The sequence below is a fragment of the Streptomyces rishiriensis genome, from assembly GCF_003112535.1.
Taxonomy (GTDB): domain Bacteria; phylum Actinomycetota; class Actinomycetes; order Streptomycetales; family Streptomycetaceae; genus Streptomyces; species Streptomyces rishiriensis.
This window is the reverse complement of the sequence record NZ_BEWA01000013.1, coordinates 287,340-310,926: the sequence shown is the minus strand read 5'-3', so window position 1 is coordinate 310,926 and position 23,587 is coordinate 287,340. Positions and strand designations below refer to the sequence as shown.

23 protein-coding genes, 1 tRNA gene and 4 pseudogenes are annotated in these 23,587 nt (G+C 69.4%); 21 read left to right on the top strand and 7 right to left on the bottom strand.

Annotated elements, in window-relative coordinates; genetic code table 11:
• Positions 1-15: 15 nt before the first annotated feature.
• Positions 16-525 carry an SRPBCC family protein gene (locus Sri02f_RS24475; RefSeq protein WP_109003433.1) on the bottom strand — a complete coding sequence of 170 codons (510 nt, stop codon included), beginning with the start codon at positions 523-525 and terminating at the stop codon, positions 16-18.
• A gap of 272 nt (positions 526-797) precedes the next feature.
• On the opposite strand from Sri02f_RS24475, the gene Sri02f_RS24470 reads away from it, so the two are divergent.
• The 4 genes and pseudogenes from Sri02f_RS24470 (at position 798) to Sri02f_RS24455 (ending at position 3,078) form a co-directional block, all read left to right on the top strand.
• The gene (locus tag Sri02f_RS24470) at positions 798-1,769 is read left to right on the top strand and encodes a hypothetical protein (RefSeq protein WP_109003432.1); all 972 of its coding nucleotides are present in this window, start codon (positions 798-800) and stop codon (positions 1,767-1,769) included.
• Positions 1,770-1,817: 48 nt separating this feature from the next.
• Positions 1,818-2,288 (top strand): annotated as a pseudogene (locus Sri02f_RS24465) (tyrosine-type recombinase/integrase); the annotation flags it as partial.
• A gap of 161 nt (positions 2,289-2,449) precedes the next feature.
• The gene (locus Sri02f_RS24460; RefSeq protein ID WP_174855695.1) at positions 2,450-2,671 is read left to right on the top strand and encodes a type II toxin-antitoxin system VapB family antitoxin; all 222 of its coding nucleotides are present in this window, start codon (positions 2,450-2,452) and stop codon (positions 2,669-2,671) included.
• On the top strand, positions 2,668-3,078 hold the full coding sequence (locus tag Sri02f_RS24455) for a PIN domain-containing protein (protein WP_109003431.1): 411 nt from the start codon (positions 2,668-2,670) through the stop codon (positions 3,076-3,078). The genes Sri02f_RS24460 and Sri02f_RS24455 overlap by 4 nt, the downstream gene beginning before the upstream one ends.
• Before the next feature lie 532 nt (positions 3,079-3,610).
• On the opposite strand, the gene Sri02f_RS24450 is transcribed toward Sri02f_RS24455, so the two are convergent.
• Complete coding sequence (locus Sri02f_RS24450; RefSeq protein ID WP_109003430.1) at positions 3,611-4,411, bottom strand: FkbM family methyltransferase; 801 nt, start codon at positions 4,409-4,411, stop codon at positions 3,611-3,613.
• A gap of 821 nt (positions 4,412-5,232) precedes the next feature.
• On the opposite strand from Sri02f_RS24450, the gene Sri02f_RS24445 reads away from it, so the two are divergent.
• Positions 5,233-6,153: a helix-turn-helix domain-containing protein gene (locus Sri02f_RS24445; protein WP_109003429.1), complete on the top strand. Its 921-nt coding sequence runs from the start codon at positions 5,233-5,235 to the stop codon at positions 6,151-6,153.
• A 116-nt stretch (positions 6,154-6,269) separates the two neighbouring features.
• On the opposite strand, the gene Sri02f_RS24440 is transcribed toward Sri02f_RS24445, so the two are convergent.
• Positions 6,270-7,517, bottom strand: a complete 1,248-nt coding sequence (locus Sri02f_RS24440) for a PP2C family protein-serine/threonine phosphatase (RefSeq protein ID WP_109003428.1) — start codon at positions 7,515-7,517, stop codon at positions 6,270-6,272.
• 592 nt (positions 7,518-8,109) lie between these two features.
• Between Sri02f_RS24440 and Sri02f_RS24435 the strand changes: the two genes are divergently transcribed.
• The 6 genes and pseudogenes from Sri02f_RS24435 to Sri02f_RS24415 all read left to right on the top strand — a co-directional run bounded on the left by Sri02f_RS24435 (position 8,110) and on the right by Sri02f_RS24415 (position 13,475).
• Complete coding sequence (locus Sri02f_RS24435) at positions 8,110-8,745, top strand: DUF5994 family protein (protein ID WP_109003427.1); 636 nt, start codon at positions 8,110-8,112, stop codon at positions 8,743-8,745.
• Positions 8,746-9,030: 285 nt separating this feature from the next.
• Positions 9,031-9,204, top strand: a pseudogene (locus Sri02f_RS43890) (hypothetical protein); the annotation flags it as partial.
• A gap of 98 nt (positions 9,205-9,302) precedes the next feature.
• The gene (locus Sri02f_RS42080) at positions 9,303-10,004 is read left to right on the top strand and encodes a hypothetical protein (protein WP_174855694.1); all 702 of its coding nucleotides are present in this window, start codon (positions 9,303-9,305) and stop codon (positions 10,002-10,004) included.
• Positions 10,005-10,176: 172 nt separating this feature from the next.
• On the top strand, positions 10,177-11,496 hold the full coding sequence (locus Sri02f_RS24425) for an ice-binding family protein (RefSeq protein WP_109003426.1): 1,320 nt from the start codon (positions 10,177-10,179) through the stop codon (positions 11,494-11,496).
• A 313-nt stretch (positions 11,497-11,809) separates the two neighbouring features.
• Positions 11,810-12,346 carry a DUF5819 family protein gene (locus Sri02f_RS24420; protein WP_307721051.1) on the top strand — a complete coding sequence of 179 codons (537 nt, stop codon included), beginning with the start codon at positions 11,810-11,812 and terminating at the stop codon, positions 12,344-12,346.
• Entirely contained in the window at positions 12,336-13,475 is a 1,140-nt protein-coding gene (locus Sri02f_RS24415; protein ID WP_109003425.1) for an HTTM domain-containing protein, read from the top strand. Before Sri02f_RS24420 ends, Sri02f_RS24415 begins: the two co-directional genes overlap by 11 nt.
• A gap of 185 nt (positions 13,476-13,660) precedes the next feature.
• Here the strand turns inward: Sri02f_RS24415 and Sri02f_RS24405 are convergent.
• Positions 13,661-14,278: pseudogene (locus tag Sri02f_RS24405) on the bottom strand (fatty acid desaturase); the annotation flags it as partial.
• Between the two features lie 141 nt (positions 14,279-14,419).
• Here Sri02f_RS24405 and Sri02f_RS24395 point away from each other — a divergent pair.
• The 4 genes and pseudogenes from Sri02f_RS24395 (at position 14,420) to Sri02f_RS41790 (ending at position 16,483) form a co-directional block, all read left to right on the top strand.
• Positions 14,420-14,866, top strand: a complete 447-nt coding sequence (locus tag Sri02f_RS24395) for a hypothetical protein (RefSeq protein ID WP_109003424.1) — start codon at positions 14,420-14,422, stop codon at positions 14,864-14,866.
• Positions 14,863-15,554: pseudogene (locus Sri02f_RS24390) on the top strand (DUF6286 domain-containing protein). Before Sri02f_RS24395 ends, Sri02f_RS24390 begins: the two are co-directional and overlap by 4 nt.
• A 10-nt stretch (positions 15,555-15,564) precedes the next feature.
• A complete protein-coding gene (gene amaP / locus Sri02f_RS24385; protein ID WP_109003485.1) occupies positions 15,565-16,158 on the top strand; it encodes an alkaline shock response membrane anchor protein AmaP in 594 nt (197 codons plus the stop codon).
• A 154-nt stretch (positions 16,159-16,312) separates the two neighbouring features.
• Positions 16,313-16,483, top strand: a complete 171-nt coding sequence (locus Sri02f_RS41790) for a hypothetical protein (protein WP_167467605.1) — start codon at positions 16,313-16,315, stop codon at positions 16,481-16,483.
• A 51-nt stretch (positions 16,484-16,534) separates the two neighbouring features.
• Here Sri02f_RS41790 and Sri02f_RS24380 read toward each other — a convergent pair whose 3' ends face one another.
• Positions 16,535-17,200 carry a GAF and ANTAR domain-containing protein gene (locus Sri02f_RS24380; RefSeq protein WP_109003423.1) on the bottom strand — a complete coding sequence of 222 codons (666 nt, stop codon included), beginning with the start codon at positions 17,198-17,200 and terminating at the stop codon, positions 16,535-16,537.
• 470 nt (positions 17,201-17,670) lie between these two features.
• On the opposite strand from Sri02f_RS24380, the gene Sri02f_RS24375 reads away from it, so the two are divergent.
• The 4 genes from Sri02f_RS24375 (at position 17,671) to Sri02f_RS24360 (ending at position 20,049) form a co-directional block, all read left to right on the top strand.
• Positions 17,671-18,096: an STAS domain-containing protein gene (locus Sri02f_RS24375; RefSeq protein ID WP_109003422.1), complete on the top strand. Its 426-nt coding sequence runs from the start codon at positions 17,671-17,673 to the stop codon at positions 18,094-18,096.
• 9 nt (positions 18,097-18,105) lie between these two features.
• The gene (locus Sri02f_RS24370) at positions 18,106-18,297 is read left to right on the top strand and encodes an ANTAR domain-containing protein (protein WP_307721052.1); all 192 of its coding nucleotides are present in this window, start codon (positions 18,106-18,108) and stop codon (positions 18,295-18,297) included.
• 251 nt (positions 18,298-18,548) lie between these two features.
• On the top strand, positions 18,549-18,827 hold the full coding sequence (locus Sri02f_RS24365; RefSeq protein ID WP_109003421.1) for a hypothetical protein: 279 nt from the start codon (positions 18,549-18,551) through the stop codon (positions 18,825-18,827).
• 634 nt (positions 18,828-19,461) lie between these two features.
• Positions 19,462-20,049, top strand: a complete 588-nt coding sequence (locus Sri02f_RS24360) for a hypothetical protein (protein ID WP_109003420.1) — start codon at positions 19,462-19,464, stop codon at positions 20,047-20,049.
• Here Sri02f_RS24360 and Sri02f_RS24355 read toward each other — a convergent pair.
• Positions 20,037-21,014 carry a TolB family protein gene (locus tag Sri02f_RS24355; RefSeq protein ID WP_109003419.1) on the bottom strand — a complete coding sequence of 326 codons (978 nt, stop codon included), beginning with the start codon at positions 21,012-21,014 and terminating at the stop codon, positions 20,037-20,039. The two genes, Sri02f_RS24360 and Sri02f_RS24355, sit on opposite strands and share 13 nt — an antisense overlap.
• Positions 21,015-21,542: 528 nt before the next feature.
• Between Sri02f_RS24355 and Sri02f_RS24350 the strand changes: the two genes are divergently transcribed.
• Positions 21,543-22,733, top strand: a complete 1,191-nt coding sequence (locus tag Sri02f_RS24350; RefSeq protein ID WP_245970773.1) for a serine hydrolase domain-containing protein — start codon at positions 21,543-21,545, stop codon at positions 22,731-22,733.
• A 299-nt stretch (positions 22,734-23,032) separates the two neighbouring features.
• Here the strand turns inward: Sri02f_RS24350 and Sri02f_RS24345 are convergent.
• Positions 23,033-23,103 (bottom strand) — tRNA-Gly (locus Sri02f_RS24345).
• 275 nt (positions 23,104-23,378) lie between these two features.
• On the opposite strand from Sri02f_RS24345, the gene Sri02f_RS43005 reads away from it, so the two are divergent.
• The gene (locus tag Sri02f_RS43005; protein WP_109003418.1) at positions 23,379-23,570 is read left to right on the top strand and encodes a hypothetical protein; all 192 of its coding nucleotides are present in this window, start codon (positions 23,379-23,381) and stop codon (positions 23,568-23,570) included.
• Positions 23,571-23,587: the final 17 nt, after the last annotated feature.

Sequence of the window (23,587 nt, the reverse complement as noted above, 5' to 3'; positions counted from 1 at the left end):
GGGGCGGCCCGGTGTTCATGGACGGTGTTCTTCGGCGATCCACTGGGCGAGGGAGAGCAGGGTGATGTCGACGCTGTCGGCCATGAAGTCGCGCAGGCGCTCCAGGTCGGCGCGGTCGGTGCCGAGTACCGGGTCGAGGCGCAGCAGTCGCCAGGACTGCTCGACGACGGTTCCGCGACCCGCTGGGTGGAAGGTCCAGCTCCAGTGCACGATGCCGTCGGCGGCGCCGCCGACCACGAACGCGAACGCGGTGCCGGGGACGGCCGTCACGATCTGGGACCGGGTGGTCCATTGCCTGCCGTCGCGGCGGTTCGTGCCGCTGAACCAGGCGCCGGTCTCGGGTCCGGCGCCGGGATCGAAGGCGACGTCGCTCGCCGTCGGGCTCCACCGGCCGATCGCGGAGACGTTGCTGACCAGGCCGTAGACCCGGTCGGGTGCGGCATCGACCCACACCCGGCGGGTGAAGGCGAACTCTGACGCGTCCTGGGCTTCGACGGGGTCGGATTCTCTGACGCTGGTGCTCAAAGGGTCCTCCTGGGGGCTGGGCTGTGTTGCGGATCGCTGGTGCGGCGACGTCCATTCCAGCGCCGGCCCCACCGGGCGGCCAGCCCAGGCGGTGCGTATCCCCGCCAGGGAGTGGTTGCGCCTTCCGCCCCGACCGAATACTCGGAGCAGTCCCTGCGGGGGACGGCCGGGTAGCGGCCGCTGCCTGCCGTGGCCCTGGCGCCCGGGGCGGGACCCATCCATTTCCTGTGCGTCGGCATCGCCGCCGCATGCCCGGAACCTGCGAAGGAACCATGTTCACCAAGCTCTCCAAGCTCTCCAAGACCGCCGTGTCGGCCGCCGCTGTGGCCACCGGCCTGGTCGCGACCATCGGCGCGACCCAGGCGTCGGCCGCGTCCGCCCCGCTGGGCCACCCGCGGACCGCCGTGCACTTCAACCTGGCCGCGGGCCAGACGCCTGAGAACATCGCCCTGGACCGCCACGGCAACCAGTACGTCACCTTCGCCAAGGGCCGCCAGGTCGCCGAGGTCACCCGCGGCGGCGCCGTCCGGATCCTTGCCACCATGCCCCTGCCGGCCGACGGCGGCGTGCACACCCCGGCGCTGGGCTTCCCGCTGACCGTGGGCATCACCCGGGACCACGACGGGACCCTGTACTTCCTGTACGCCACCGGCACCGCCGACCTCACCGGCGTGTGGCGCATGCACCCCGGCGGCCGGCCCGAGCGGATCGCCGCGATGCCCGCGAACAGCCTGCCCAACGGCCTGGCCCTGGACGCTCGCACCCACACCCTCTACATCACCGACTCCGAGGGCGCCGTCTGGAGCGTGCCCGCCGCCGGCGGCACCGCCACCGCTTGGTCCACCGACCCCGCACTGGCCCCGGCCGGATTCCTCGGCGCCAACGGCCTGAAGGTCCACAACGGCGCGATCTGGGCCACCAACCTGGACAAGGGCACCATCGTGCGCATCCCGATCCGCCCCGACAGGACCGCCGGCCCGGTCCAGATCACCGCCACCGGCCTGACCGGCATCGACGACTTCGCCTTCACCGGCCACGGCGACCAGATCCTGGCCGCCCTCGACACCGTCAACCAGGTCGCCCTCGTCCAGCCCGATGGCACCCACACCACCGTCCTGACCGCCGCCGACGGGCTACAGGGCCCGACCTCCATCGCCCTGCGCGGCGGCACCGCCTACATCATGAGCGCCGCCTACCTCACCGGAAAGGACCCGAACGAGATCACCGTCCACCTCAACGACTGACACCCCGCGCCGGCCCTCGCTCCAAGAAACCCACCCCACACGGAGCAGGGGCAAACAAGGGCGGACGCCGGGCGTTGGACCGTGTTCCTTCCCGCATTCCCGCACCGGGAGCTCCGCCGGCACCTGGAGTCGTTCGCGGAGCCGGGGCCCGACGGGCTGCTGTTCGTGGGAGAGAGGGGTGTTCCCTTCCGGCGCAGCACCTTCGGGCGAAGGTGGCGTAAGGCTCGGGAGACCGTCGGCATGCCCGAGGGCTTCCGGTTCTACGACCTCCGCCACACGGGGCACACCCTGTCCACCCGATCCGGTGCCACCCTCAAGGACACGATGGTCCGCGCCGGCCAGTCCTCCGAGAAGGCCGCGCTGATCTACCAGCACTCCGACGACGACCGACAGCAGGAAGTCGCCGCCGGCCTCGACGCCACCGTACGGAAGGCGCGAGCCGCCGCGGCCGGGAGAGCCCCGGACAAGCCTTCTGGCACGAATCTGGCACGAATCTGGCACGCGACGAATGATCGCTGAGCGCAGCAAAAAGGCCCGGGTCGATGACCTGGGCCTTGTTCGTGGAGCGGGTGACGAGAATTTCCGTTGCGATTGCACACCTGACGTTCGAAGGTGGCGTCATCAATGTTGGTCACATACTCTTCTATGTACATCACCAACATTGCGCAGGAGGTGCTCGTATGTCTGTGACCCAGATCGACATCGATGATGACGCCCTGGAGCGTGCCATGGCTCTGGCCAAGGTCAGGACCAAGAAGGAGGCGGTCAACCTGGCTCTGCACTTCTACGCCGAACAGCAGGAGCGTGCGGCGCGCATCAGCCGTCACTTCGAGCGGGCGCGTGATTGGGGTGCCGTCGAGGACGCCGAGCGCCTGCACCGGGCGGAGAAGCACAGCCGGTGATCTACCTGCTCGACACCTCCGGCCTGGTCCGGCTGCTCCGCGAACCAAAGCTGCAGTCGGCCTGGTACGACGCGATCGACGCCGGTGCCATCGCATCCTGCTACGTGCAGCGAACCGAGTTCCTGTACAGCGCCCGGAACGGCCGTGAGTACGACGAGATCGCGGAGATGTTCACCGACCTCTATCCCGACGTGTCGGTGCCGAAGAACGCGGGGCGTTGGATCAGCGCGGTGCAACACCGTATGTCCCAGGCCGGGGAGCATCGCAGCGCCTCGGCGGTGGACCTCGTCATCGCCGCCACCGCCGCCCACCACGGCCTGGCTGTCCTCCACGACGACGCCGACTACCGGGCCATCGCCCGGCACGCAACCGATCTGCTCCAGCACAATGTCTACGACGTCACCTGAGGTGCTTTCCCCACAGGTTGTGGACGGGAAAGCGTGAAGGTCGGCCATCGGGGCCTGAAGCGTCATTTGACGTACCCTGGTGTCCCAAAGTGGCGACCGTCGGCTGCCCGTTCGCGGTTTCTGGGGAGCGCTTCTCGGCGCATATGGACTGCTGGCCTCCTGAGCGGCGCCTGGTCGGAGATGCGTCGGTGCATGAGCAGACGGATCCGCTGATGCCCAGCGGCGGGCGGGCAGCCCGCGCTCTGAGTGGGAAGCGGGTTGCCGTCCTGGCGGAGGACACGGAGGGACGGCTGACCGGTCTCGGTGGACAAACGGGCGGTCACCCCACCGCATCACCGCTGCGTAGCCGAGGTCGAGACCGTCCGATCGCGGAGCGGGTCTGCCGGGCGTGGGGGTGGGGGTGGCTCGGGGGTGCCGTGGGCTGGGCTCCTGCCGTGGTTCTCCCGGAGCAGCGTGGATCTCCCCTGAGTGGCCGCCCGGCGGGGGAGACCGGCACATGCATCGACCACCGAGTGCCGGGTGCCACAAGCGGTCAGGGCCTGATCGCGAACACCATGCCTATGTCGCCGGCCTGCTGGACCGGGTTCTGCTCGGTGCTGACTGTGAAGCCGTGTGTGAGGAGGGTCGTGCAGACCGCGTCGCGGTTCTGCCGCCAGCGCTCCACCTCCACCACGGCCTGGCGCACCAGCGGCCAGTGTCGTTGCTCGATGCCCCTGAGTACCTCGAGTTCGGCGCCTTCCACATCGATCTTGAGCAGGTCGATGCGGTCGATGCCCTGCTCGTCGAGCGCCGATGACAGGGTCCGGACCTTCACCCGGTGCGTCTCAAGGCGCCGCATCACCCGCAGCTTGCGGCCGACGAGAACAGTGAGAATGGGGAGGGGTACGCGGCGCAGGACCGGTCCCAGGCCGCCCTGACTGATCATTTCGACAATGCTGGCGGTGACTCGGCGCCGCTCAGCCTCGATGTTCCCCTGATCTCGCGAGGAAGAGGAGAAGATCGTGGCGGCCGGAACGTAGCTGAAATCGAGCTCGTCCTCGCGAGACGCCAAGCCGTAAGGGAGCGGGGTCAGGCGCCCGTTGAAGAAGTCGCGAGCGTTGCGCTCAAGTGTCGCGTGGAGTGGGGGCAACGGCTCGAAGGCATAAATCCGCACGTCCCCGTCCAGCCGTTCGTACACGACCGCCGAGAACACGCCGATGTTGGCGCCCACATCGAGTACCGTCGCGCCCGGCGTGCACACGATGCCGTGGGTGAAGTAGCCGCCCACCTCCTCGCGCAGGAAGGACACTTCCCAAGGATTGATGCTGTGCAGTTCCATCACATTCATGGCCATGACAACGTCATTATCAGCACTGGGACGGCAATCCAACCCGTGCGGTTCACTTCGGCCGATTCCCTCGCCTGGCAGTGCGGCCGTGTCGGCCGCGGGCGCCGGCTACCGGACGCCCGCCACGAGGTTTGTCCGGTGTCCCCTCGGCGGAGCGACTGGGGCCCGGCCGGGGCGTCACAACAGACCCCTTGAATTCGCCTCATCGGCCCGGGGGTTCGTGGTGGAGCGGGTGACGAGAATCGAACTCGCGCTCTCAGCTTGGGAAGCGACGGCGCTTGGGTGGCCGAATCGCCTCTGACCTGCACAGATTCGCTATGTCATCGCAAGTGTGAGTGGCTGGTGGCACCGTTGCCGACCGTGGCTGGCCGCTCTGAAGGGCACGCTACGGGCACGACGCTGAGCGGAGGACATGGCCCGTGCGATGCGGCCCTGCTCGTGTTCGGGCTCGTCGAAGCAAGGGCCGACCTTGCGAAGCCGTCGCGACTGAACAGGGATGCCCGACGTCTTTGTGCGGGGGCGCGGAGGGATCTGTCAGGTCACGTGGGCGGCGCGCGTGGAGTGCCGTTGCGGACCGGGCTCTTCGTTCCCGCTTCGATTCGACGGCTTCGCGCAACGCGCCCTTTTCCGCGCTCGGTACGTACTGCCTGCCGCCGGTGGGTGGCGGCGCGATCGCCATCGCCCTCATCGCCGCTCCACGGCAAATGCCAAGGTAAGAGTCCGTTTCGGCTGCCGGCGGCGGGGACGGCATTGCGTGTGATCGACAACCTCTGTGCCATGGCAACCTGCGGGCTGACACTGCCATTTGGACCGGAGGTACACCGCGCGTGGCGGCGAAGACCAATCCCACTGTCAGGAGACGCCGCCTCGGGGCCGAGCTTCGGCGGCTCCGTATGGCCAGTGGGCTGAAGAGCACGGAAGTGGCTGAGCGGCTCATGGTCTCCCAGCCCAAGATCAGTCATTTGGAGAACGGCAACCGCGCCATCAGCCCGCGTGACGTGCGCGACCTGTGCGCGATCTACGAGGTGACGGATCAGCAGGTCATCGACTCTCTGACGGAGATGGCCAGGGAATCCGGTCAGCGGGGTTGGTGGCACCCCTACGGCGACCTCTCCGACAGCGTCTACATCGGCCTGGAGACAGACGCCGCTTCCCTGCACACCCACGCGCCCATGATGGTGCCCGACCTGCTGCAGAGCCCCGCGTACGCCCAGGCCGTCATCGAGGAAACGATCCCTCGGCTCAGTCCCGCACAGGCGGCCACGCGCCTCAAGGTGCGGCTGCGCCGTCAGCACCGGATCTACGACCCGTCCTGCCCACTGCGACTGTGGGCCATCCTCGACGAATCGGCCCTGCACCGTGTCGTCGGCGGCCCGGATGTCATGCGTGAACAACTGGAGCACCTGCACGCGCTCAGCGCCGAGCCGCACATCACGGTGCAGGTCCTTCCCTACACGGCGGGCGCCCACCCGGGCCTGGCAGGACAGTTCTCCGTCCTGCGGTTCGCCGACGGCGCCGAGGCGGGGGTCGTGTACCTGGAACGGTTCACCAGCGATCTCTACCTGGAGAAGGCGTCCGACGTGCAGTACTACGGCGTGATGCACGAGCATCTTCAGGCCCGGGCCCTCACCCCGGACAGTAGCCGCGACGTCATCACCGACACCGCCAAGACGTACACCGCCCTGGCGAGCAAGCCCTGCTTGCCGCCGCGGGAGCGGATCTCTGCCGGACGGCTTCTGCCGACGTGAGCGCCGTCGTCACAGTGCGGGACACGGGACCTCAGACACACGTGCACGGTGCCGGGCGTCCCGGGCCCCTGCCGGGCATCGGTGGACGGGCCGAGACCGGTGCGTCGGAGGCGGGCTCAATCGAGGGTGGCGAGGTGATCGGCGTCGCCGCCGCGCCACTCGACGAGGAAGATGGTCGCGTCGTCGGTCGTGGTGCCGCCGCGTTCCTGCTTCAGAGCGTGGGAGAGCGCTCGTACCACCGCCCGTATCTGGGTGCGTCCGTGGAGGATCCGGTCGGTCCACTCGATGAGCTGATCCTCCCCGAACTGTGCCCCGCCGGCCTGGTGTTCCTCGATCAGGCCGTCGGTGAAGCACAACAACCGGTCCCCGGGTCGCAACGTCCGCTCGCTGACCACTGGCTCCTCACCGCCGAAGCCGACCGGCAACGTGGTCGGGCTCTCCAGGCGGTCCACCACCGCGCGGTCACGGATCAGGAGCGGAGCCGGGTGGCCGGCGTTGACCCACTGAAGCCGACCTGAGGTGATGTCCAGGATCATTATCTGAGCGGTGACGAAGTGGTCGTGGCCGAACTGCTCGTTGATGGCCCTGTCCATGAACGCGTAGACCTGGGACAGGTCCGTGTGGGCCCGCCGCGTGTGGCGATAGGCGCCGACGGCCACTGTCGCCATGGTCGCCGCGTCCAGCCCGTGCCCCATCGCGTCGAGCATGGCCATATGCAGGACGTCGCCGTTGAGGGCGTAGTCGAAGCTGTCGCCGGCCACGTCGTAGGCGGGTTCCAGGATCCCGGCCACCTCGACCTGCGGAACGGTCATCGTCAGCGGGGGCAGCAACGACCACTGGATCTCCGCGGCCACACTCATCGGGGAACTGCGGCGAGCCTGGAAGAACTGGTCGGTGTAGGCGTCCTTCGTGACGATCATGTCCGCGACCAGTCCGGCAAGTCTGCGCAGCAACCGCCGATCATCGTCGTCGACGCTGTCCATGGTGACGGCCATCGCCCCGATCTGGTCGCTGCCGTCCAGCAGCGGCAGGTACATCCGCACGCTGCCTGTGCCCTCCTCCGGCACCTCTACCGTTCTGTGGCTCAGGAACGCCTCGCCGGCGGGGGAGTTCTCGACCGGCTCGGGACCTCCGACCCTCAGTCTCCGGCCCGGCAGTGGCACCAGCAGCACCTGCTCGTAGTCCTGCAGCAGGATCGACACCTCCCGCCCTCCGACCCTGGCCACCTCTTCCGCGACGAGTGGGGCGATCAGCTCCGGCGGCATCTCGTGGGCGCGGTCCAGCAGCACACCGAGCAGTCGTTCGCCGAACCCCTCCGACCGGTCCACCCCGAGCCGGTCCGGCTTGCGCCCAGCGTTCGTCATCGCTGTCCGCTTCCCTTCGTCCCGGCTGTGGCAACCCGACGGAGGCGGCTGCGTCCACAGGATGTACCCGACAGGCAGGGCGGTGCCGATCACGCCATGGGCGCCATGTCGCCCCTCGAGGCCGGTCACCGCAGGGGGCTCGTGGCACAAGAGGTCGAGAGCCCGCCGGCCGATGAGCGAGCCGGGTTCGGGATACCGCTCATGCCTCCCGACGGGGCCGTGACGGCGAGGTGGCGGCACCCGGACGGCGCGCCGCTCTCGGTGACCGCCTCCGCCGTGCTCCAACGACCCCGGCGTCAACACACCGGGGCCGCCCTTCCGGGCCGATCGCACGTGAGAGTGTGCCGACCCGCTCTCATGGTATGCCTGACGGACATTTCCGGCACCTGGTTGTCAGTGGGTCTCGCGCCCCGGACCTCGTCGGTCTGCGTGCGGGGAAGTTCACCCGACGACGGAACCGTCCGCTCGGCTTGGCCGAGGAGTAGGCTCGAGATACCGAGGACATTCCGTGCACCGGCCTCCATGCCCGTGTCGTTTTCGGCGAACGAATAGGCCGGGCCGACCGAGGTCGGCCCGGGGCAGGGTCCGCGTCATGACTGCGACCGTCCCCCTCTCGCCGACACCCCACGACCGGTTTCCGTCGTCCTCGCCCACCTCTTCGTCACTCCGCCTGGCGCTGGCTCCCATCGGCACCCGGCCGGCTCTGCTGGACGGCGCATGGTGGCCCCGCTCTCGCGATCTCGGAGCGGAACTTCCGGTCCTGGCCTCAGCACTGGACCCTCTGTGGGGCCGGATCACCCGGGTCACGGTCAATCCCACTCTCTGGCCGGTCATCCCGCGGACGGTGCCCGTCGCCGGGCACGTCGTGAAGGTGGGCTGGTTCCTGCCTGAGCAGGATCCGCACGAACTGCTGCTGCTCTCGTACCGTGTGGGCCGCTGGAACCTGCTGGTGGTCCCGCCGCGGACGGACGCCGCCTCGGCCGCGTGGTTGATGGCCGCCGCGAGTGACCCCCTGGGCACGTCGACCGCGAGCCGGCTGATGGAGCAGGTCGCGCGTCTGCGGACGGCGACGGAGACCGACCGTGCCGTGGAAGCGGTCTGGGACTCCGAGGGCGGGCATGGGGCCCGCGATCCCGCCGCGCGGCCCCGGATCGCGGCAGCCCTTCCCGGGGACGGAGACCAAGGCGCCGCACCCGCCACGATCCCGAACCGGCCGATGGGGATGTGAGGACCACGGAGACCACCGTGGCCGTGGCCGCCGTCATGGCGATGATCGCTCTGGGGGTGCTCCTCATCCACCTGGCCAATCGGCAGCACGCGATCACGTGGCCGCCTTCGAACGCGGCCGCTCCTGGGCGACCTGGCGAGGACGCGGCACCCAGAAGCGAGCGAGGTGATTCCCCATGATGGCCACCAAGCTCTTGGCGGATACCGGCAGGGAGCTGGTGCTCCCCCGTACCGCGGTCCTGCGGATGGAGACGACGCCCGAACTCACCGGGACGTTCGACGGCGCGTGACGGCCGCGGTCACGCGACTTCGACCGTCAACTGTCCGGGCTGCTCGCCGCATTGAACAGCCCGGCTGGGTCCTTGCCCGTGTCGGCCTCGACGCGGGCGCCTGGGACGAGCGGCCGGGTCACGTGGTCGTCGAGGGACACACCGTCCGCGTCGACTGGTCGACCGTCGGCGACGACACCATGATCGTCGCCTGGGGCGACCAGGACCGCTTCCTGTTCCTGGTGGTCCTCCGCAGACGGCTCCTGCGCTCGCTCGCGCCGCGACGGCCATGGCCGTACGGGACGGCAACGACGCCTCGGCCGAACGGATTCGCGCCGCCACCGGCGTCACCCCGGCCGGGCAGGACGCGTGTACTGCCCGGCTGGGAGCGCATCGGACCGCGCACTCCGGCGCCGGCGGCCTCACCCTCGCGGGAGAGATCGACCTGGCCACGCGCCGCTGGTGTGCGACGCGCTCGCCGAGTGCCTGTGCGACGGCGAACTCGGTATCGACGTGCCGGCTCTGTGGCAAGACGGGATGCGATGAGGAAGGCGTTGAGGCCGCCGGCGGCGCAGGAGGTGACGGCGTCGAGGTCGAGAACCTGGTTCACCCGCACACGGACGACAAGGACCTCGCCCGCCGCCTTCAGCATCGCCTGCTCGCCGACCATCACGCCTCGCTCGGGGCGATGTCGGTGGAACAAGCCGACTCGGCGGTCTGCCACGCCTTCCTGTCGTGGGGCCGGCAGGACGTCAGGCTGGTTCGGCCGTCGGACCCGCAGCTTCTCCGGTCGTCGGAGCCCGTGACGCTCCGAGCCCTGGTGCTCTTGCCCGGGCTCGGCCGCATACAGTCGCCCACCCGGACCGATTCGCCCGCAAAAACCGCATCCCGCGGCCAGGCTGACGAACACCGCCTGTGCGACGTCTGGCGGGGGCGTTCAGTTCCCGGGGCGTCGCCCATTCGAGAACCTGCCGCAAAGTCGGAATGGTGAATTTAAATTATTTACGCAGCGCTGTGCGCTGTTTGAATGAGCGGCGAATATCCCCTGCCCTGCATATGCTGGCGTAGGGATATTGCTGCGTAATATGCGGCGACAGCGACAAGGCTTCCGGGCGATCGGTAGGGCCCGGCATGCCACGGCCCCCACAGGAAATGGCCCCTTGATGAAGCTGAAGATCCCTCAGGCGGCTGACCGCCGCTCTTTGTCCGGCGCGCTGGCTGCCGCCCTCGCCGCGACCATTGCCGTCGTGCTGGTCGCCCTGACGCCAATTCAGGCACTGGCAATCGCCACGCCGGTGCCGCTGGCCACGGCCGCGAGTTTCTCCGTTCTGGCGGGGCAGGGAGTCACCAACACCGGCCCTTCGCTGATCAGCCACGACCTTGGAACGCACCCGAATCCGTCCATCACCGGATTCCCGCCCGGCCAGGTACTCGGTGCCGTGCACGCCGCGGACGCTGTCGCGCTTCAGGCCAAGTCCGACCTGGTCACGGCGTACAACAACGCGGCCGGCCAGGCCACGGACTTCGCACTCGCAGCGGGGATCGGCAACGGCCAGACACTGCTTCCGGGCGTCCACACCGCCGTCTCCGGCGTCGGACTCACCGGTGACCTGATCCTGGACGCCGGGGGCAACCCGAACGCCGTCTGGGTGTTCCAGATTCCCGAAGCCCTGACGACGGCGACCTCCAGCCGAGTGCTCCTCACCAACGGGGCCTCGGCGTGCAACGTGTTCTGGCAGATCGGGAGTTCCGCCACCCTCGGTACCACGTCCACCTTCGTGGGCACCATCATGGCTCTGACCTCGATCAGCGTCACGACGGGAACGAACATCGAGGGGCGGGCGCTGGCCCGTAACGGCTCCGTGACGCTCGACAACAACCGTATCTTCCTCGGCGGGTGCGCGACTTCCACCACCGGTGGAACGACGACGGGGACGACCACCGGCACCACCGCGGGAACGACCACCGGCACCACGACCGGAACCACCGCAGGAACGACCACCAGCGGGGGGCTCCTCGGCGGCGGCCTCGTCAGCGGCGGTCTCGTCAGCGGCGGCCTCCTGGGCGGACCGATCGCCGGGACCGGCGGCACCTCGGGCAACGTCGCCGGCAACACCTCCGGGAACACCGCGGGCAACACTGCCGGAAACACCGGCAACACCGCGGGGAACACCGCCGGGAACACCACTGGCGGCCACGGCGCCGGCGGGCACGACCATGCGCCGGGCGGACCCGACCACGAGGGCAAGCCCGGCGGGCCCCACCACGGCAAGTACGACCACGGTCAGGACGAGCACGGCAAGTACGACCACGGTCAGGACGAGCACGGCAAGTACGACCACGGTCAGGACGAGCACGGCAAGTACGACCAGGGTCAGGACGACCACGGCAAGCAGCCCGACGAGAACTACGGCTACGACAGTGCGCCCAAGGGCTACGAGGGCGACGACCACTCCAAGGGCCACGAGAGCTACGAGGGCTAGGCAGCGCACCGCGGTCGGTCCGCTCACCGGATGACGGCGCGCGGCGGAATTCTCATCGAGTCCGCCGCGCGCCGTCGGTGGCAGTCAGCGAGAAGCCGGGCGCGAGCAGCTGATAGAGAAAGACAGGTGGGCGGTGTCGAGCGGAATCGACTCAGCGGGCGTGGAGGAAATCGAGCAGTCCGACTCCGGTCCGGCCACGCGGGAATGTCCTGACGCCAGGGCCGTGCCCCCCGGGCAGCCGAGAAGCGCCCGTGCACTGAAAGCAGGGCTGTACACCGCCGTGGCTCTGTGTCTGGCGGCGAGTGTCGTCCACGTGATTCTGGTGTTCCTTCACGTGGCGCCGACCAACACCGTCTCCAAACGCTACAGCCCGCTGGTCAACGCGTGGGTGTATCCGTTCTTCGAACAGAATTGGCGGCTTTTCGCTCCGGACCCCGAATCCGTCAACCGACGGATTCTGGCGAGAACCGCGCACACCGGCTCCGACGGATCGGTCCGCGTGAGTCCCTGGTTCGACCTCACCACCGCGGACCGTTCAGCGGTCGAGCATCACCCTTTCCCCAGCCACACCGCGCAGAACATGCTGCGCCGTGCCTGGGCCGGCTACGTCGACTCGCACGGAGGAGACGACAAGGCACGCACGGAGCGCGCCCTGATGATGCAGAAGTACTTGAGCAACATCGCCGCGGACCGGGCCGCCGCACGCCAGGGCGGCGTCTTCGACTTCATTCAGCTCCGCGTCGTCACGCTGCCGATCCCGGTGCCCGGACCGGCCGTCGGCAATCACCCGCCGACGCCGGTGGAGAACCGGCTCCTGCCCTGGTGGAAGGTGACCCGCCATGGAAAATGAGGCGCAGATGACCGCGTCCGCCGGCGCCGTCCGGTGGCTCGCCGACCGGGTCACGGCCGTGTGGGACCTGCTGACCGGCCACCCGCTGTCCCTGTACGGGGCGTCGGTGCTGCGCATCGGCTACGGACTGCTCTATCTGGTCTTTCTGCTGCGCGAGTTCCCGCACCGTGACGAGATCTGGGGCCCCGGCTCTCCATGGACGCCCGCCCTGGCACAGCAGCTCTTCGAGCAGACGGGCTGGTTCAGCGTTCTGGTCCTGTCCGACAGTCACGTCTACTTCGAGCTCTGCTATGTGCTGGCGCTGGTCGCGTCCGGACTGTTCCTGCTGGGCTGGCGTACCCGTGTCCTGTCGGTCCTCTTCGCCGTCGTGGTGATCTCGTTCCACAGCCGGGCGATCTTCATGACGGACGGGGGTGACAACCTGGTGCTGCTGATGTCCCTCTACCTCGTCCTCACCGCGTGCGGCCGGCGCTGGTCCCTGGATGCGCGCAGAGAAAGGCTGAGGACCATGCGTGCGGCCGTCGCGCCGGCCTCGGCGAGGAGCCGCTTCGCGCGGGAACTCCACGACGCCCGCACCACGTTGACCACCGTGGTGCACAACTGCGGCATGTTCCTGATCGCGGCACAGGTCTGCTTTCTCTATGGTTCAGCCGGCCTGTACAAGGTCCAGGGCGCTTTGTGGGGCGGCGGAACCGCGTTGCACTACGTCCTGAACCTCGAACTCTTCCGGCCTTGGCCCGCCCTCTCCCACTTCGTGGACGAGCACACGCTCGTGGTAGCCGTCGCCGGCTACCTGACCGTGCTCTTGCAGGTGGCCTTCCCGTTCGTGCTCTTCGGCAGGCTCAAATATCCCGTCCTCGCCATGCTGTTGGGCATGCACATCGGCATCGCCGTGCTGATGGGGCTGCCTCTCTTCTCCGGCGCGATGATCGTCGCGGACGCCGTGTTCCTTCCCGACCGCTTCTACGCCTTCCTGCCTCACCTCTGCCGACGCGTGGTGCGGCGGCCGGACAGGGGACGCCCGGTCTCCGGACAGGCAGTAAGCCCCCAAGCCGTGCCTGCGCAAGGCGGACCGGGCGGCACATCCGGCACGAAGCACCGGGTCGGCCTCCCGGGAAGGCCGCGCTGATTCACCGGCGCTCCGACGACGAGCGACAGCAGGAAGTCGCGGCCGGCCTCGACGCCACCGTGCGGAAGGCGCGGGGCGCCGCAGCGAAGCGAGCGCCGGGCGAGCCTTCAGGCACGGATCCGGCACGGGGCGAGTGATGGGCGGCCGTCCGGTTACGGCTCCGGACATGATCCGCCGGACAGGACCTACGCGGAGACGCCGGGGTGCCTGAGCGGTGCACCCGCCTGATGGAGGCTGGTGAGGGCCTGCCGGTAGGAGGTGATCAGCCCGGTCTCGACGTAGTCCACGCCCAGTTCCTCGCAGTAGCGGCGGACGACGGTCCGGGCCTTGCGCAGGTTGGGGCTGGGCATGCTGGGGAACAGGTGGTGCTCGATCTGGTGGTTCAGCCCGCCCAGTGCGATGTCCGTGAACCAGCCGCCGCGCACGTTGCGTGAGGTGAGCACCTGGCGGCGGAGGAAGTCCGGGCGGTCGTCGCCCGTCAGGATCGGCATGCCCTTGTGGTTCGGAGCGAAGAGGGAGCCGAGGTAGACGCCGAACAGGCCCTGGTGGACGGCGATGAACGCGATCGCCATGCCGGGCGGCAGCAGCCAGAGCAGGAGGGCCAGGTAGACCGCGAAGTGCGAGAACAGCAGGGCGCCGTCGAGCGTTCGGTGTTTGAGCGAGCGGTTGGCCAGCGCCGAGTGAAGGAGCGCGAAATGAGCAGGGCCGTGGTGGGCTTGATGGCCGGAATGGCGCTGGGTTTCGCCGCGTATTTCGGTGACTTCTGGGCTTTCCTGCTGGTGCTGGTGCTGGTGCTGGTGCTGGTGCTGGTGCTGGGCCTCGTCGGTCTCGTCATCGGGCGGTTCACTGAAGGTGATCTCGAGCCGGGCGACTTCGTCCGCCGCCGGGACCGGCAGGACCGGGATCCGCGACGACCGGCGACAGTCTCGGGGAGACTGGCGGCGGTGAGCGGAGAAGCCGATGAGCGCCCGGTCGTCCCCCGCGAGGAGCGCGGGGCGACCGCCGTGACCGACCGGGTCGTCGCGAAGATCGCCGCCCGGGTGGCGCGCGAGGCGCTGAGCCGGTTCGCCGACTCGGCCGGCCACGTACCCCCCGGCCGCCGGCCGCCGCACGTGAGCACTTCCGTACGGCGGGCGCCGGAACGGACCGGCGCGGGACGGGAGGCCGAGTCCGCCGCCGGACCGCGGGCGGTGCTCGGCGAGGCACGGCTGCACATCACCGTCGAGCTCGGTTACCCGTCCGACATCGGCGAGCAGTGCGCCGCGGTGCGCCGGGAGGTCACCGAACGGATCAGGGGCTGGGCCGGCATGGAGGTGTCCGACCTCGCGGTATCGGTCGAGCGCCTGCACTCGGCTCATACGCGACACACGGACCGGGAGAGGGTGAGATGAGCGCGAACACCTCGCGGCAGCCGGTCGGCGGCGGCGACCTCTCCTCCGGTCCGGGACAGACGGCGGCTCCGGCCGCCGACGGCACTCCCGGGGCGGCCGAGGGCGCGACGAAGGCGATCGACGGATCGGGCCGGTCGGCGCACCGCTTCTGGTCGTCGCGGCGGATTCCCGCGGCCCTGGCAGCCCTGCTGTCCGCCGCGGCCGTCGGACTTCTCCTGTACGACGTGGTCGCGGTGCGGGCGGGCCGCGCCGCGATGGGATGGCGGCGGCGGCTCGCCGAGGAACTGGCCACACGGCCCCTGGACGACGTCTGGATGATCGTCGGGGCCGCGGCGGCGATGGTCCTCGGCCTGTGGCTCTTCCTCCTGGCGGTGACGCCGGGACTGCGTCGGCTGCTGCCCATGCTGCGGCCCACCGGCATTCCTGGGACGGAGGACGTCCGAGCCGGGCTCGACCGCCGCGCGGCCGCCCTGGTTCTGCGCGACCGGGCCATGCAGGTGCCCGGTGTCCAGTCGGCACAGGTCGCTGTCGGCCGCCGGAAGGTGAAGGCCCGGGCCCGGGCGCATTTCCGCGGTCTCGAGGAGGTCCGCGCGGACCTGGACGCCGAACTGGGCGAAGCCGTGGCGTCCCTGGGCCTGGCCCGGCAGCCACACTGGCCGTGCGCGTCCGGCGCCCCAAGAAGGGCTGAGGTGATCCTGATGCTCAAGACGGTGAACCGGGTGCTGCTCGGGCTTCTGGGCCTCGGACTCTTCGCCCTGGGCGGCGGCGTGCTGCTGGGCGCACTGGACCTGCAGCGCCACTGGAATTTCGACGTGCCGGGCTGGTGGCCCTTCCGCGGGCCGGACGACGTGGTGCTGGGCGCCTGGGGACGCACCCGGTGGCGGGAAGAGGACTGGTGGTGGCCGACCGTGATCGCGGTGCTGGCCGTGCTGCTGGGCCTGCTGCTGTGGTGGCTCCTCGCGCAACGCAGACACCGCCTGGACCATGTCCTCGTCGACAGCGAAAACGGCGCGCCTGCCCGACTCGACGGCCGCACGCTGGAGAGGGTCATCGAGGAAGAGGCACAAGCTCTGGAGGGGGTCTCGCGGGCTCATGTCCGCCTGACGGGCCGACGTACCGCTCCGGCCGCACGCGTGCGGCTGCTGTTGGAGCCTCACGCCGATCCGGCGCCGACTCTTGGGCGACTGAGTTGGGAGACGCTCGCCCACGCACGAGACTCGGCCGGCCTGGACCGCCTTCCCTCGAAGGTGCGACTCCGGGAAGCCCGCCACCGCGCCGAACGCACCGCCTAGGATCGAACCGACAGCACGCTGCCCGGCGCACTCGTTTCGCCGGCGGGGTGCGCGAAGGCGCCGGCCCGCGGCGAGTTCGCGCTGATCCTGCCGCACAGCGTGTCGTGCCGGGAGACCACGCAGATCTCGCACGGTTCCCTTCCAGGAGGCCGTCATGCTCCTCTTCGTGACCCTGCTCATCGCCGGAATCGCGCTGGTCGCCGTAGGCGCGGCCGTCGACGGCATGCTTTACCTGACGTCCATCGGCGTCCTGCTTCTGATCGTCGATCTGCTCTACCTGGCGACCCGCTCCATCTGGCGCTCCACCCGGCGCCCGGCCCGCTGACCGGCTCCCGAATGCCCGGAACGGAACCGGGCGAGCCGCCGGGGGTGGAGGTCAGTACAGGCTGCCCTGTTCACAGACGAGACGGGCGACCTCGCGGAGCTTGACGTTGCTCTCCTGGGAATAGCGGCGCAGCACGTCGAACGCCTCGTCTTCGGTGAGGTGGCGGCTGCCCATGAGGATGCCCATGGCCTCGCCGATCACGTGGCGGGTGGCGACGGCATGCTCCATCTGGGCGTGGGCGCGGGCACTGGAGAAGGCGACCGCCGCGTGCGAGGCCAGCATCCAGCCGGCCGTCTCGCCGGCCTCGGTGAACGCGCCGGGCTCGCGGGAGAAGAGGTTCAACGCGACGCCCAGTTCCTCGTCGTCGGTGAACAGCAGGAAGCCCATCATGCTGCCCACCCCGAGGGCGCGGGCCTGCGGGGCGAAGACGGGCCGGCGCTGGTGCTCGCCGGTGAGGTCGGCGATGCGGAAGATCCGCTCGCCCCGCGCACGGCGAGCGATGTCGAAACACGGCCCTTCCCCCAGCTGCTGCTGCAGCAGGTCGCTGTCGGTGACCAGCCGGTCAGTGGGAGCGAGGGTCTCCACCTTCGTGTCATGCAGGACGAGGATGCCGGCCGCGTCGCAGCCGTCGATCAGCTCGGTGGCCGACGCGGTGATCCGCGCGAGCGTCGCGTTCACCGATTCCTGCGCCAGCAGATCCCGCGCCATCGACGCCATCTGCTGCGCGAACCGACTCCGACCGCCGACGGACGGCGCGACAGCCCTCGCACGAGATCCGGACCTGAGTCCGACGCGAGCAGCGGCCTTCCCGTCAGGTGTCCAAGTACCGTGCAGGGCCCCGGGTATGAGGGCACCTTCGCCCTTCGGCATTGTCCACATACTGAGAGGGAGTGGCTTCGGGCCGACTGTCGCACCGGGGCAGGACTATCATGCCGTACAAGCGTCCCAGACCCCGGTGGCTTGTCGTTCGACGACACAGATGGTTGCGCGGAGCGGACCTCTCGTCCGTCTCCCGACGCTTCCCTGGAGGAGAACCGGGCGGGTCCCATGTCCTGTTGCGCAGGCCCTCGGACCGGCCGTCGTTCCGCCTCCGCCGCACGTACGCCCCTGTCGGCGGCGCGCCATGACGAGCCGGGACTCCGGGCGTTCCCAGTTCGCTGCCGGATGGTCTTCTGAACCGAGGCGTCATGCCCCACACACGGCTCACCATCGATCGTCATGACCGACGGAAACGGGCACTGATCACCCTGGCTGGTGAGATCGACCTGGAATCGGCGCCGCTGGTGTGCGCAGCGCTGGCGCGATGCCTGAGCGACGGCATCCGCGTCGTCGATGTCGACCTCACCCCTGTGACCTTCTGCGACTGCAGCGGCCTCAACGCCTTCCTCTACGCCGCGCAGCGGACCAAGGAGGCCGGCGGGATCCTCCGACTGCACAACCCGCCACAGTCATTCGGGTGGATCCTCGACCTCACCGGCTGCGGCGTCCTGCTTCTCGGCCCCCCGCTCGGACATCTGCCACCGTCTCTCGGGGACGTCCCTGACCCGGTTCCTCCAGCCCTGCCGGACCGGAGTGCTCCGCTGGTGGCTGTCCTCTCGGGCGAGGTGCGGTGAAGGCAACAGCTGCAGACCGCGCTGAACAGCCGCGTACTGATCGAACAGGCCAAGGGCAGACTCGCCGAACGCCAGAGCGTCGACATGGAACGGGCCTTCACCGCCCTGCGCGGCTACGCCCGTGCGCACAACCGGCGAGTGTCCGATGTGGCCCGCGCCTTCATCGACGACTCCGAACCCCTCCCCGGGCTGGTCGCCTGACCACCCTGGCGCTCGCTACAGGGCCATCACGGCGGCGAGCAGGACAAAGGGGGTCGCTGCCGGGGGCAGGGCCGGCATGTCGCACGCCAGCCCTCGCAGCAGTTCCCCGAGACAGGTGTCAAGCAGCCGTACACGCCGGGCAGACGCGTTGACGTCGCACGGTATCCGCAACCGTCGGTCAGGGCTACGCTCGGGTGTGCGGCCCCAGACCCCGGTTCCGATGCTGTGTCCAACTCCCGGGGAGGCCCGCCATGTTCGTTCTGCTCCTCGTCCTGATCGGCGCCCTGTTCGCCTTCGGCTTCCTTCACCCCATCTGGTGGGTGGCCGCAGCGCTGCTGGTCTACGGCGTGACCCACTACGGCCGCGATCGTGGCGGAGGCCGGAGCCGCAGCGACGGTTCCGATCTCCAGGACTACCGGGACTACCGGGAGCGCCGGGACCGTCAGGACCGGTGGGACCGCCGCTACAGCCGCCAGAACCGGGCGCGCTGGAGGCGCGAGGACCGCCGGGACCACGAACACCGCAGCTGACCTGCGTCCGGACGATCGTCGTCGGTCATCGCCCGTCGACCTCGGAGGGCCCAGAGGGGGCGGCGGGAGAGGCACCGCTCAATCGACGTCGCCGGCAGGACGAGCCTTGGCGAACACTCCTGCTCTGATCTGAAGCACCGCACCGAACACGACGAGCCCCAGGGCAACAGCGGAAACGACCAACCCCACTGCGGATGAAACGCCGAGAAGTCTGGCTCCGCCGTCCAGAACGAAGCCACCCCCCATCGCGATCCGACCCCAACCAGACCTACGCGACCGCGCTTGCGGTGCGACCTGCCGACCGATCAAGGCCAACACGCCCACGGCTACGACGAAGCAGCCGGCTCCCAAAGCGACCCATCCAGTCATGGCACCCTCCGTGGGGAGGCTACTGCACGGGAGTGGCCTGCGGCATGGCGGTGGCGTGAAGCACCGGATGGGCGTTCCGCCATGTCCGGCTGATCAGCACGCCGCCAGCACACAGGGCGAATGCAAGCCCCGCCCGGCTCTTCTTTCCACTGCCGCCGGCGGCCTTCCGCCGACTTGGGCTGGACGAGCCTTCGACGAGATGATCAGCGGGAAGCCGCGTAAGCAGTTCCTGCGAACATGAGGTGTGCGATTCGATTCCGTTCCCATGCCGGCGACCGTCGAGGCCAGGCCTCGTGACAGCCGTGGCTATCCCGTACCCGCCATCACCCCGTGGGAGGGCGACGCCCCCCAGTTCGCGCTCACCGACTACGGACGCAGCGCCGAGTGCGCGCAACAGCGGCTGTGTTCGGTCTGCAACACCCTGATGCCCAAAGGGCCGGTGTGGCGGGTGGTGGGCGCCGCGGAGAGCGCCGCGATCCGCGAGGCGCTCTCCGCGGGGCGGCCGTATCGCAACATGGCGGCGACCCTGGAGGCTCCGGGGCACCGCGCGTGCATGCTCTACGCCTCGATGGTCTGCCCGTATCTGGCGCGCCCGAACGCGCGGCGGGGGCTGACGGCACAAAGCCCGAACGACATGACCGCGCATGTCGTCCGGGGCGCCGTGCGGGGGGAGATGGGCGCCGTGGTGGGGTACGGCGACTACGAGTTCGCCGTCACCAAGGCCCAGGTCCTGTTCCGTTTTCTCGACGTGGTCGAGTACCTGCCGCACGACACCGCCGACCAGCACCTGCCGGAGCTCCAGGCGGAACTCGCCCGCCTGGGCGGCCGGTTGGGCGGCGGTCAGCCGCGATAGGCGGGCAGGCCGGTGTGCTGGGAGACCTTGACCGGCTTGCCGAAGCCGTGGGCGGTCTTCGTGATGGTGTACGTACCGGTGGGGGCGCGGAAGGCGATGGTCTTGCCGTTGGGCGACCAGGTGGGCTCGGTGTAGTCGGTGGTGGCGTTGGGGGTGACGTCCTTGACGATGTCGGTGGAGCCGCCGAAGTCCTCGACGAAGAGGTGGTCGTGTCCGTGGACGGAGCGGACGAAGACGACCTCCTCGTTGTCGGGGGAGAGCGCGGGCTCGGAACCCTTGGTCAGCGCGCCGCCCTGCTGCCGCAGGTAGTCGTCGCGGATGTAGACCTCGCCGGTGTCGGTGTTCTCGTAGACGGCCGAGCCGTAGGCGCCGCCGACATTCGGCCAGGTATTGCCGGTCTGGGGGACGTTGCCGTCGCCCGGGTCGCCGTTCAGGCTGATCCTGGCCGGCCTGCCGTGGTTGCTGGTGGCCTTGACGCCCTCCAGGACGGTGCTGCCGTGGATCTTGGCCGAGAAGATGAGGTTGTTCTTCGCGGGGATCTGGTTGGTCCGGTCGGCGGCGGCCACCTGCCAGGTCGGGTGGGACCAGGTCTGCCCGCCCGGGTTGGCGGCGACGGTGACGCGGTGGCTGCCGTCGGGGTCGGAGACGACGAGGTTGCCGTGCCCGTCGATGAAGGCGGCCTTGCTGCCGTTGGGGTTCCAGGCCAGGTCACGGACGACGGTGCCGAAGTCGACGGACCTGCCGTTGACGACGACGTGGCGGGTGCCGTTGCTGATGGTCAGTCCCCTGGGCACGGTGAGCGTGTGGCCCGACGCGGCCGCGGCGACCATCGCGGCGCCACCCTTGGCGTCACCGCCGGAGGACGGAGCGGCCATGGCGGTGGCGGCGGCGCCGCACAGGGTGAGGAGTGCGGCGGCACTCGCCGTGACGACGGCTGCGGTGCTCCGGCGGTTACGAGCGGACATCGAGGTTCCCCCAGGGTGTGCATGTCGCTGCGATGAGAGTCTCGCGGGAATCGCCTGCCGTCCCCGGAACCGGAACCGAACCGGTCCGCTCGGCACGCTGCCCCTCGCGATGAGAGGAGTCTTCCCACAGCGGATGACGGAGCTGTGCGCTCGCTGTCACAGCTGTGCAATAACGGGTCGGATGAGATGAAAAGGCGTCAGCGACGGACGCCGAAAACCGAACCGGCCTGCGGTGGGGGTGGGGTGGGGGCAGACGCCGCACACTCCGGCGGGTAACCGGGCACCGTGACGCGCCGACGGTCTTCGTGCACCATCGGCCGGTCCGCGCCCGCGCCTGCCCCCCTCAGCTGTCGGGGTGCGGTCAGGGTTCGCTCAGGGACGTTCCCTGATGAGCCGGGCTGCTGGGCCGGAAGAGACTCGTCGCAGGGCCGTTCGATCGCCGGTCTCACCGCCACCACTTCGGAGAGTCTCCCTGTGAACTGCTCCCTCTCTCGACCCCGTTGGTCCGCCCTGGTCGCGTCCGGCGCTGTGCTGGTCGCCCTGGCCGCGAGTACGGCCGTACCGGCCTCTGCTGCCACTGCGGCTCCGGCGCCTGTGTCCGCCGCGCCACTTCCCCGGCTCGACCCGGCCGAGCTTCGGGCAGCCATCGGTGGTCTGCCGGCCGCGGATGTCACCGGTGCGCTACTGCGGATCACCGGTCGCGCAGGTCACTGGTCGGGCACCTCCGGCGTGGGTGACCTGGAGACGCGTCAGGGCGTTCCACCCGACGCGCACATCCGGATCGGCAGCATTTCCAAGGTCTTCACCGCCACAATCGTTCTCCAACTCGCTGCCGAGCACCGGATCGACCTGGACAAGCCGGTCCAGCAGTACCTGCCGGGGGCCCTTCCCGTCGGCCTACCGCCGGTCACGGTCGGCCAGTTGCTCAACCACACCAGTGGCCTGCCTCGCGCTGCCGACAGCCCCGACTTCGGCGACGGCAGTCCCGAATGGTTCGCCGCCAACCGTCTCAAGAGCTTCACACCGCAGCAGGTGATCGACCTGATGGCAGGGCAGCCGATGCAGTTCGCGCCGGGCGCCGCGCAGCAGTACAACGGGATGAACTACTACGTCGCCGGCCTCCTTGTCGAGAAGATCACAGGGCACGCCTTCGCCCACGAGGTGCGGTCTCGGATCACCGAGCCCCTGGGACTGCACGACACCCGAGTCCCCGATGCCGACGACCCGCGCCTGCCCGGCCCGCACTCCCACGGCTACCTGACGGTCACGTCTTCGGACGGCACCGTGCATCAGGTGGACGTCACGGAGCAGAGCCCCTGGCCCTGGGCCGAGGGCGGCATGATCTCCACTCCAGCCGACCTCGACCGTTTCATGACCGCTCTCTTCCGTGGCCGTTTCCTCCCGCCGGCCCAGCAGGCCGAGCTCTTCACCGTCCCCGACGTCCCCAGCTTCCACAGCAGCCAGTGCCGCACCGAGGCCGACGCCGGCCGTGCCTGCATGACCATGGGCATCATGAGGGTGAAGGCATCCAACTGTGTCGTGGTCTGGGGCAAGACCGGCTCCCGCCCCGGCTACACCAGCGGCGCGTTCGCCACCCGCGACCTCTCCCGTAAGATCGTTTACTCCCTCAATCCGACCAACCTCAACGGCGCCGAGATTCGCTACGTCCAGCAGATCGCTGCCGCCTCCTTCGGCACCTTGGTCCCGGCCACGAACTGACCCGAACGGTGCGGGCACGCGGCCGGGCCACCCCACGCCCGGCCGCTCCTCCTGATGTCGGCACACGACGCCGAGCGGTCTCGTCGGGTGAACGGCAAGCTGAGGGCTTCACCGGCGAGCGTGCCGACCCTTCGAGCAACATCGGCGGTCTGCGACTTCCCGCCGGCCGGCTCTGCGACATGCCCCGGGAGTTCGTGCCCTCCGCGTGCCCGATCCTCCCAGGCTCCACCTGCCGAAACGGCGCCGAAAGACCCCACCAATACATAAGCCCCAGGCCACTGGCCTGGGGCTTCGAGAAGAGCGGGTGACGAGAATCGAACTCGCGCTCTCAGCTTGGGAAGCTGATGTTCTACCATTAAACTACACCCGCGTAAGACGCCGGTCACGGCCGGTGTCGGAACGCTCCGTCACTCTACCTCATGCCAGGCCTCGGGCGTTGAAGCCCTGAGGCCTGAGTGCGTTTCAAGGGGAGGGATTCCGGCTACACGGGGCTGGAGTTGGGGCGTACGGTGGTGCGGTGGAAGCGGGGTCGGGCGGGGTCGGAGTGCCGCCGGGGAGGTCGTCCTGTTCGTCCCGTAATGTGGCCTTCAGCGTCCGGCGAGCAGCAGCCGGACGCGGCTCTTGGGGAAGGGACTACAGGACTTGATGGAGCGCACCGTCGTCCGTTGTGCCGATGGGCACGTGTTCAGCACCGCTTCGTTCCCGATGCAGCAGGCCTTGCGGCTCGGTCCCGGGCGGCTCGTACGGTGTCCTCGTTGCGCCCGGTTGCGCAACGCCGTACCGGTGACCCTCGACCGGCATCACCGCGAGGAAGCGGTGGCCGCGGGGGAGCGGTAGCCGTCAGGCGGCGGTCG

Bases quoted from the DNA above. Each gene is read 5' to 3' on its own strand.
- Sri02f_RS24470 (WP_109003432.1), top strand. From the start codon at position 798: ATGTTCACCAAGCTCTCCAAGCTCTCCAAGACCGCCGTGTCGGCCGCC.
- Sri02f_RS24460 (WP_174855695.1), top strand. From the start codon at position 2,450: ATGTCTGTGACCCAGATCGACATCGATGATGACGCCCTGGAGCGTGCC.
- Sri02f_RS24450 (WP_109003430.1), bottom strand. From the start codon at position 4,411: ATGGCCATGAATGTGATGGAACTGCACAGCATCAATCCTTGGGAAGTG.
- Sri02f_RS24440 (WP_109003428.1), bottom strand. From the start codon at position 7,517: ATGACGAACGCTGGGCGCAAGCCGGACCGGCTCGGGGTGGACCGGTCG.
- Sri02f_RS24435 (WP_109003427.1), top strand. From the start codon at position 8,110: ATGACTGCGACCGTCCCCCTCTCGCCGACACCCCACGACCGGTTTCCG.
- Sri02f_RS42080 (WP_174855694.1), top strand. From the start codon at position 9,303: ATGGCCGTACGGGACGGCAACGACGCCTCGGCCGAACGGATTCGCGCC.
- Sri02f_RS24425 (WP_109003426.1), top strand. From the start codon at position 10,177: ATGAAGCTGAAGATCCCTCAGGCGGCTGACCGCCGCTCTTTGTCCGGC.
- Sri02f_RS24415 (WP_109003425.1), top strand. From the start codon at position 12,336: ATGGAAAATGAGGCGCAGATGACCGCGTCCGCCGGCGCCGTCCGGTGG.
- amaP (WP_109003485.1), top strand. From the start codon at position 15,565: ATGCTCAAGACGGTGAACCGGGTGCTGCTCGGGCTTCTGGGCCTCGGA.
- Sri02f_RS41790 (WP_167467605.1), top strand. From the start codon at position 16,313: ATGCTCCTCTTCGTGACCCTGCTCATCGCCGGAATCGCGCTGGTCGCC.
- Sri02f_RS24380 (WP_109003423.1), bottom strand. From the start codon at position 17,200: ATGGCGTCGATGGCGCGGGATCTGCTGGCGCAGGAATCGGTGAACGCG.
- Sri02f_RS24375 (WP_109003422.1), top strand. From the start codon at position 17,671: ATGCCCCACACACGGCTCACCATCGATCGTCATGACCGACGGAAACGG.
- Sri02f_RS24365 (WP_109003421.1), top strand. From the start codon at position 18,549: ATGTTCGTTCTGCTCCTCGTCCTGATCGGCGCCCTGTTCGCCTTCGGC.
- Sri02f_RS24360 (WP_109003420.1), top strand. From the start codon at position 19,462: ATGCCGGCGACCGTCGAGGCCAGGCCTCGTGACAGCCGTGGCTATCCC.
- Sri02f_RS24355 (WP_109003419.1), bottom strand. From the start codon at position 21,014: ATGTCCGCTCGTAACCGCCGGAGCACCGCAGCCGTCGTCACGGCGAGT.
- Sri02f_RS43005 (WP_109003418.1), top strand. From the start codon at position 23,379: ATGGAGCGCACCGTCGTCCGTTGTGCCGATGGGCACGTGTTCAGCACC.